Source organism: Methylorubrum podarium (assembly GCF_022179745.1).
GTDB classification, from domain to species: Bacteria; Pseudomonadota; Alphaproteobacteria; order Rhizobiales; family Beijerinckiaceae; genus Methylobacterium; species Methylobacterium podarium.
Genome location: NZ_BPRD01000482.1, coordinates 1 through 6,512, shown reverse-complemented (window position 1 = coordinate 6,512; position 6,512 = coordinate 1). Strand labels below are relative to the sequence as shown.

General features: G+C 58.9%; 4 protein-coding genes and 1 pseudogene. 4 read left to right on the top strand and 1 reads right to left on the bottom strand.

All coding sequences use genetic code 11. The annotated features are described in order from the left end of the window. Nucleotides 1–253: 253 nt before the first annotated feature. The 3 genes from MFF42_RS21500 to MFF42_RS21490 all read left to right on the top strand — a co-directional run bounded on the left by MFF42_RS21500 (nt 254) and on the right by MFF42_RS21490 (nt 4,123). Complete coding sequence (locus MFF42_RS21500; protein ID WP_238257612.1) at nt 254–697, top strand: DMT family transporter; 444 nt, start codon at nt 254–256, stop codon at nt 695–697. 175 nt (nt 698–872) lie between these two features. Beyond that, nucleotides 873–1,304 (top strand): hypothetical protein, encoded by a 432-nt coding sequence (locus MFF42_RS21495; protein WP_238257610.1) that lies wholly within the window; start codon nt 873–875, stop codon nt 1,302–1,304. Nucleotides 1,305–1,315: 11 nt separating this feature from the next. Continuing rightward, nucleotides 1,316–4,123 carry a KGGVGR-motif variant AAA ATPase gene (locus MFF42_RS21490; protein ID WP_238257609.1) on the top strand — a complete coding sequence of 936 codons (2,808 nt, stop codon included), beginning with the start codon at nt 1,316–1,318 and terminating at the stop codon, nt 4,121–4,123. 841 nt (nt 4,124–4,964) lie between these two features. Here the strand turns inward: MFF42_RS21490 and MFF42_RS21485 are convergent. Further along, nucleotides 4,965–5,990, bottom strand: a complete 1,026-nt coding sequence (locus MFF42_RS21485) for a KpsF/GutQ family sugar-phosphate isomerase (protein ID WP_238257607.1) — start codon at nt 5,988–5,990, stop codon at nt 4,965–4,967. A gap of 238 nt (nt 5,991–6,228) precedes the next feature. Here MFF42_RS21485 and MFF42_RS21480 point away from each other — a divergent pair. Continuing rightward, nucleotides 6,229–6,512: pseudogene (locus tag MFF42_RS21480) on the top strand (outer membrane beta-barrel protein); the annotation flags it as partial.

Genomic DNA, 6,512 nt, shown 5'->3' with positions numbered 1-6,512 from the left:
CGGAGCGGAGCCCGGAATCCACCCGTGATGCGCGGCTTGGGATGGCGTGTCGGGTGGATTGCACGCCTCCGGCGCGCCCCTCCGGGTCCGGGTTCGCCTTCGGCGCTCCGGAATGACGGCGCTTTGGGTGGGAAATCTCGTCCGCGCTCGCGGCCCGGCAGCTGCCTCGCCCCCTCCCCCGCCGCGCGGGGCCGTGGGCGCCCCGATGTCGCACCGGCGAAACTTGGCGGCACGGTCACGGGGATGACCGGCCATGTGGTTCCTCTACGCTCTGACGATCCTCGCCGGTCTCGCCAACGCGATCCAGCCGGGACAGAACGCGACGCTGTCGAAGTCGCTCGGCCTGCCCGTCACGGCGGCCCTGCTGACCCTGCTGGTCAGCACGATCGGCCTGCTCGCGGGCGGCCTCGCCCTGGGCAAACTCGAAATCCCCACCGGCCAGCAGCTCGGGCAGGTGCCATGGTGGGCGTGGCTCGGCGGTTTCCTGAGTATCCTGCTGATCCTGGCCCAGCTCTACGCCTCCCCCGCCATCGGCGCGGCGACCTTTTTGGGGATCATCGTCACCGTCGGCGTGCTCGCCTCGATCGTGCTCGACCATTTCGGGTGGGTCGGGTTCCCGGAGCACCCGGCAAGCGTTTGGCGCGTCGCCGGGGCGGTTTTGATGGTGATCGGGGTGGGGTTGGTGGCGGTGTTCTAAGCCTGACTGCGGACGAACGCGGATGCTGTGTAAGCCTCATACGCGAATGTGTCAGAGCTGTAAGATATCTGCGCAAGCACTTTCACCGCAATGCAAGGCTTGCACTTCAAGGCATATTTCGATCAAACGTGTTCCTGGCGTGTGGCCCGCTGTGCCGCAGGAGGCAACGTTAGCCGTGTTGGAAGCAACTTCACAAGAGTTGAGGAAGGCATGCCTCCGAAATGCGAAGGCAGCCGGCGCACTACAAGGGGCTCACGGCAGTTGTCGCGGCATCCTTGTTTTCTACAGTGTTGAATGTGGCTTGAAATCACTGATAATGGATGATCGTGGCGAAAAGTCGAGCAAGACTGTTGGTCCGAAGTTTGGGCACAACATCAGGTCCTTGATTGCAGAAGCTCGCATTTCTGCTGCTGAGCTTGGTCTTGTGGCGAATGCCGCTATTTCCATACCTACCATCCGACATGGCAGTGGTGGACAGGAAATATCTTTTAGTGATGTGCACACCGCGTGGCGCTATGGCGTTTCGCTCGAGGCAGCCGGTGAGTTAGCAGCTACAGCTTTTCTCGACAGTTTAGTATCAGCTTTACGTAAGCGCTTAACTACCTGAGATAGATGGTGATGGATAAGAAGCTTCTACCTTACACCTGGGGTGATGTTGCTGACGCTATAAGCGGCTCTGTGCGAAGCATTCCTTGGCCTCTAGGCTTGGTAAAAGCTGAAATTTATTGGGATCAGATTACATTTTATATTGAAAATTTCGATGACAAACAGTCTACAATAGATTGTTTAGATCAAATTTTTCCCTTTCGTCTTAAAGATAGCGCGATCATTTTAGATGGGCCGTCATTTTCACAAGCGTTACCGGTTAGATTTGAGATATACGATCAAGATTTGGCAGGAGTTCCGCCGTTAGCGATTCCATCTCAGTATGTTGCAGCGTCGACACAAATTTGGTTTCGCCGAACACCAATTTCCGAAACTCATTCTGCAACTTTAACTCCAATCTTCGCATTCCACTCAGTCAAAGGAGGAGTTGGAAGAACTACTTCTGCGCTTTCTTTCGCACTATCTCTGGTAGACAAATTCAACCAGCGTCCACTTTTAATTGATGCTGATTTTGAGGCTCCCGGCATAAGCTATTTGTTTCATGGTGATGGCAGGGAAGCGTTCTTTTCATTAGAAGACCTGCTCGTTCTGGCCCACGCGGATGCTGACACACAAGTTAAAGAGACCGTTCGATTTGCAGGTGAGAAGCTCATTAATCAGAAGCAGAGCGGTATAACGATCATGCCGTGCCTGCGCAATTCCGAAATGTTGTCAGCTTTCACTATAAGGCCAGAGCAACTTCAGCGTTCTCATTCTGAACAGCCATTTTTTCTGGCAGAAACACTGCGAAAAGTCGCTATTGCTGCAAATTGCACATCTATTGTTATAGACTTGCGGGCTGGTTTTACAGACCTCGCTGCTATGATGTTGTGTGCCCCTAATGTTGCTCCAGTATTTGTGACGACACCCAGTGGACAGGCAATATCATCAACGCAGCAAATGCTCAGTTTTATTGGATCACAAGTAACATCATCACGGCAGGAAAACCAATACCCAGCGATAGTGATTAATAATGTTATCTCACAAGTTCGTAGAAGCGCGGAGTTCGCTGGTACAATTCGAGATCTTGAAGGTAGCGCATCTAGTTTTATACGTGAATTAAGTGAAGATAGCAATGGATCGGAAATAATTGATCTAGATGCAAGTGAAGTTTATGGTGTTCCTGTCGTCATACTTGATCATGCTCCAGCATTGACTGCAGCACCATCAAGTTTGAGATACTTCATCGATGATTTAAGATCCCAGTCATGTTTCGATCAGCTTTCAGAAGGGTTGCACGAGTGGACGTCTCAATATTTAGATGTAATCACTGAAAACCATGACCATAGTTACCCCAATGAAATAGTTTCTGCTCCTGCAAAGAGGTCATCCACTCTCGAGGATCGAAGAAAACAGCTGCACGATTTTGCGCGAAAAAGAGTGTTTGCTGAAACTGCAGATGCTGCAACAGATGAATTTCTGATTGTGGATGCTCTGCGTGAATTAGCTGTTCGATTTAGAACGGAGCTCCCAAATGCAACTTGTATTGGAATGAAAGGCGCGGGAAAAACTTTCACTTTTCGTGTCCTCTGCCAACATGGCACTTGGTCTTCATATTTGAGTAAGGTCGGTGGCGAGGGCCGACTTATGGGTGCTGGAGCCAGTATTCTGCCTGTGTTGCCTGCTCGCAGTCTCCAGCGGTTGCCCTTCGCATCCGAGATGCGGGCTTCCGTGGCAAGCAGCATCGGCGCAGGTGAACCCATACCGTTATCGCTTCTCAATTCGCTTATAGAACAAGCTACGCAGGAAATCACTACAGAAAGCGCTTGGGGTGAATTTTGGCTCGATACAATCGGATGGAGTTGTGGAATAGAATCAGGACAGATAGGGGCTGGAAAGAAACTCGTTCAGCTTTTAGTTGATAAGGGAATTAGAATCGTTAGCGTATTTGACGGTCTAGAGGAGGCATTTCAATCTTTTCGCTCCGATGCACGCCAGCAAGCCGCGATACGCGGGCTCACATCTGCGCTTTCGCAAATGCTTCTTGAGTTGCCTGGTAGGCCTCTTGGTCAAATCAATTTTGTGCGCTCAGATTTGGTTGCTTCAGCGTTTCCGAATAATGCAAGACAATTTGCAGACCGCAACCGTTCTTTCGCTTTGACTTGGTATGAGCAAGACATTTTAGAGCTTGCAGGATGGTTGGCCGTGCGTTCAGGGGCAGTGTCATTGCCCTCAACAAAGCGCGGAGTTAACGGAAACAGTGATTTGGCCGAAAAGCTGATTCCTTTGTGGGGGCACAAACTCGGAAAAGCAGATGATTTAGCCAAAGGTGGTCGAACCCGAGAGCCACGATCTGCTGAATGGGTTGTGGCAGCTCTTTCTGATCTGCGTGGTAGGCTGACGGCTCGAGATTTAGTCGGGTTTATTGCAAACAGTGCTGAGCGATCGATCACTGACCAGAGCACATCTTACAATGATAGGCTACTGATTCCGCGTGCAATGACAAGTGCAATCAAGCCAGTTGGCGCGGAAAAAATTAATGCTATGGCTGAAGAGAATCCTGGCCTCAAACCTATCATTGAAGCGCTTCGTCGAGCTCCGCAATTTTCTGTTCCAATTGCTCTCGAAGATTTTGGGAATATTGCGCCGGATGTAGATGCGCGCGCGCTGACTATGCTCAACGAAAATGGAATCATATTAGTTGAGGGTGATTCGATTGAAATGCCAGAGATTTTTCGCACTGGTTTAGGTAATGTTGTGCGTACAAAGGGTGGAAGGCGAAGCATCATTGGTCTGATGAACAAAGCTAGACAGAATCGCCTGCTCGACACGGTTATTTAATTGGCAAAACCATCAGAGATGGGAATGATATATCATACAAATAGCTGCCCCTTCGAAGCCGAAATGGTTAAGAAGATGAGATCTTAGATTTTGTGAAAACATGTTGACATAATAGCAAAAAAATCCTACAACCCCTGCCACCCACCTCCCGGACCAACCGGGGGAGCGTTTCCGGTGACCGGCCGGCGAGGCTCGTTGGGAGGTGGGGCGGTTCCCGCGTCGGTGGCCCGGTCGCCATCGCCCCGGGCGCTGTGCGCGACACAACGCCAGCTCGGGATGGGGCCGTAGGCCGTCTCGGGTCGGCGCCCAGGAACAACCGGAGCCGGGCCCAATACGAGGTCTGGTGCGGACGAGACCGTCGAAGCCGGCCCTGGCCGAGGCGTCCTCGCCCCTCACGGGGCGGCGCGCCGGAGAGCACCAGGCCCGCGGGTCCGGGGTCGATGCCGGTGGAGCGACCGTGACGCAAAAACGGACGGACGGCCTTTTGTGATAGGGGGGCCGCCCGCCCGCGGGACGCCGGGAGACCGGCAAAGCTTCAACCAACGATCCGGAGGTCTCGCGGCGTCCCGCGTCCCCCTCGGGGTTCGTCTTCGACGTGGTTGCGTCCCCCGCCGGCCGATCGGCCAGCCGACCTCCGGGCCTCAGGGCCGCGGGGGGATGCGTGTTCGGGGAGGGCTGTTCGACCGGTCCGCGCGCCTCCAACCCGCGCCCTCATCCTGAGGGGCCGGCGCGCCGCGGCGGCCTCGAAGGATGCTCCCGATCCCGCGCGTTTCCTGGAGGATCCTTCGAGGCCCGCTGACGCGGGCACCTCAGGATGAGGGGGGTGACAGGGGAAGAGGGGTCAGGCCACGCCGGTGCGCAGCAGGTCGTGGTAGTGCACGAGGCCGACGGGGCGGCCGGCCTCCACCACCACCAGGGCGGTGATCTTCATCGCCTCCTGGATCTGCAGCGCCTTGGCGAGCAGGGTCTCGGGGCTGATGGTGCGGGGGTTCTTCGTCATCACCGCCTCGACCGGCAGGCGGTCCAGCCCCTCGCGGGAGAAGATGGCGCGGCGCACGTCGCCGTCGGTGAGGATGCCGGCGAGCGCGCCCGCCGCGTCGACCACGAGGACGGACCCGAACCCCTTGGCGTCGATCTCCGCCACCGCCGCCCGCATCGCGGTGCCGAGCGCCACCACCGGCAGCCGCTCGCCGCCATGCATGACCTCGCGCACCTGCCGCAGCGAGGCGCCGAGGCGGCCGCCGGGATGGAACACGGAGAAGTCGCGGGCGGAGAAGCCGCGGACCTCCAGGAGCGCCACGGCGAGGGCGTCGCCGAGGGCGAGTTGCATCGCCGTCGAGGTGGTCGGCGCGAGCCCGTTCGGGCAGGCCTCCTTCGCCTTCGGCAGGGCGAGGCAGGTGTCGGCCTCGCGGCCCAGGGTCGAGGCGGCGTTGGCGGTGATCGCCACGAGGCCGACGCGGTAGCGGCGGGTGTAGCCGATGATGTCGGCGAGTTCCGTGGTCTCGCCCGACCACGAGAGCGCCAGCACCACGTCCTCGGGCTGGATCATGCCGAGATCGCCGTGGCTCGCCTCGGCCGGGTGGACGTAGAGGGAGGGCGTGCCGGTGGAGGCGAAGGTCGCCGCGATCTTGCGGGCGATGTGGCCGGACTTGCCCATGCCGGTGCAGATCACCCGGCCGCGGGCCTGGCCGATCCGCTCCACGGCCTCCGCGAAGGGCGCGCCGAGGCCGTTGCCGATCGCGGCCATCAGGCAGGCCAAGCCCTCGCGCTCGGTCTCGATGGTGCGCAGGGCCGAGGCGATGGCGGGCGTCCGCGCCGTCTCCTCGCGCGCCTCGTTTCGATCCTCGATCCGCTGTGCCAGGGCCATGAAGTCGCGTTCCGTCTCGTCCGGGGCCGCGCAGGGCGCCGACGCATGTTTGCCGCGCCCTCATCGCCCGCGACTGTGGCCGCATGGGGGCTGTCGGACGCGGGACAGGGGGCGGGGCGCCCGCAACGGCGCGTTAACCATGTCCGGTCTAGCTCTCTTAACCATGGGACGCCCTCCGGCCACGGACGGCGCTCCCCTCCACGGGCCGCCGGCCGCATCCAGGGAAAGAGCGCTGCCGGTGTCACGCGAGCGGCCGATCGGGGACAGGCGCAAGGGGCATCGCGGCGGAACGCGCGGCGCGGGCCCGCTCGCCCTGGCGCTGCTGCCCGCCCTGCTCGGCGCCCCCGCCCTGGCGCAGGAGACGCCGTCCGACCCGTCGCAGACCGAGCCGGCCCAGACGTCGCCAGCACGCACCGCCTCCGAGCCGGCCACCGCCGGCCGCCTGCGCCGCCCCGCCTTCGAGGCGCCGACGGCGTTGCGCGGCTCCGGCGCCTTCTCCGCCCCCGCCCCGCTCGGCAGCGG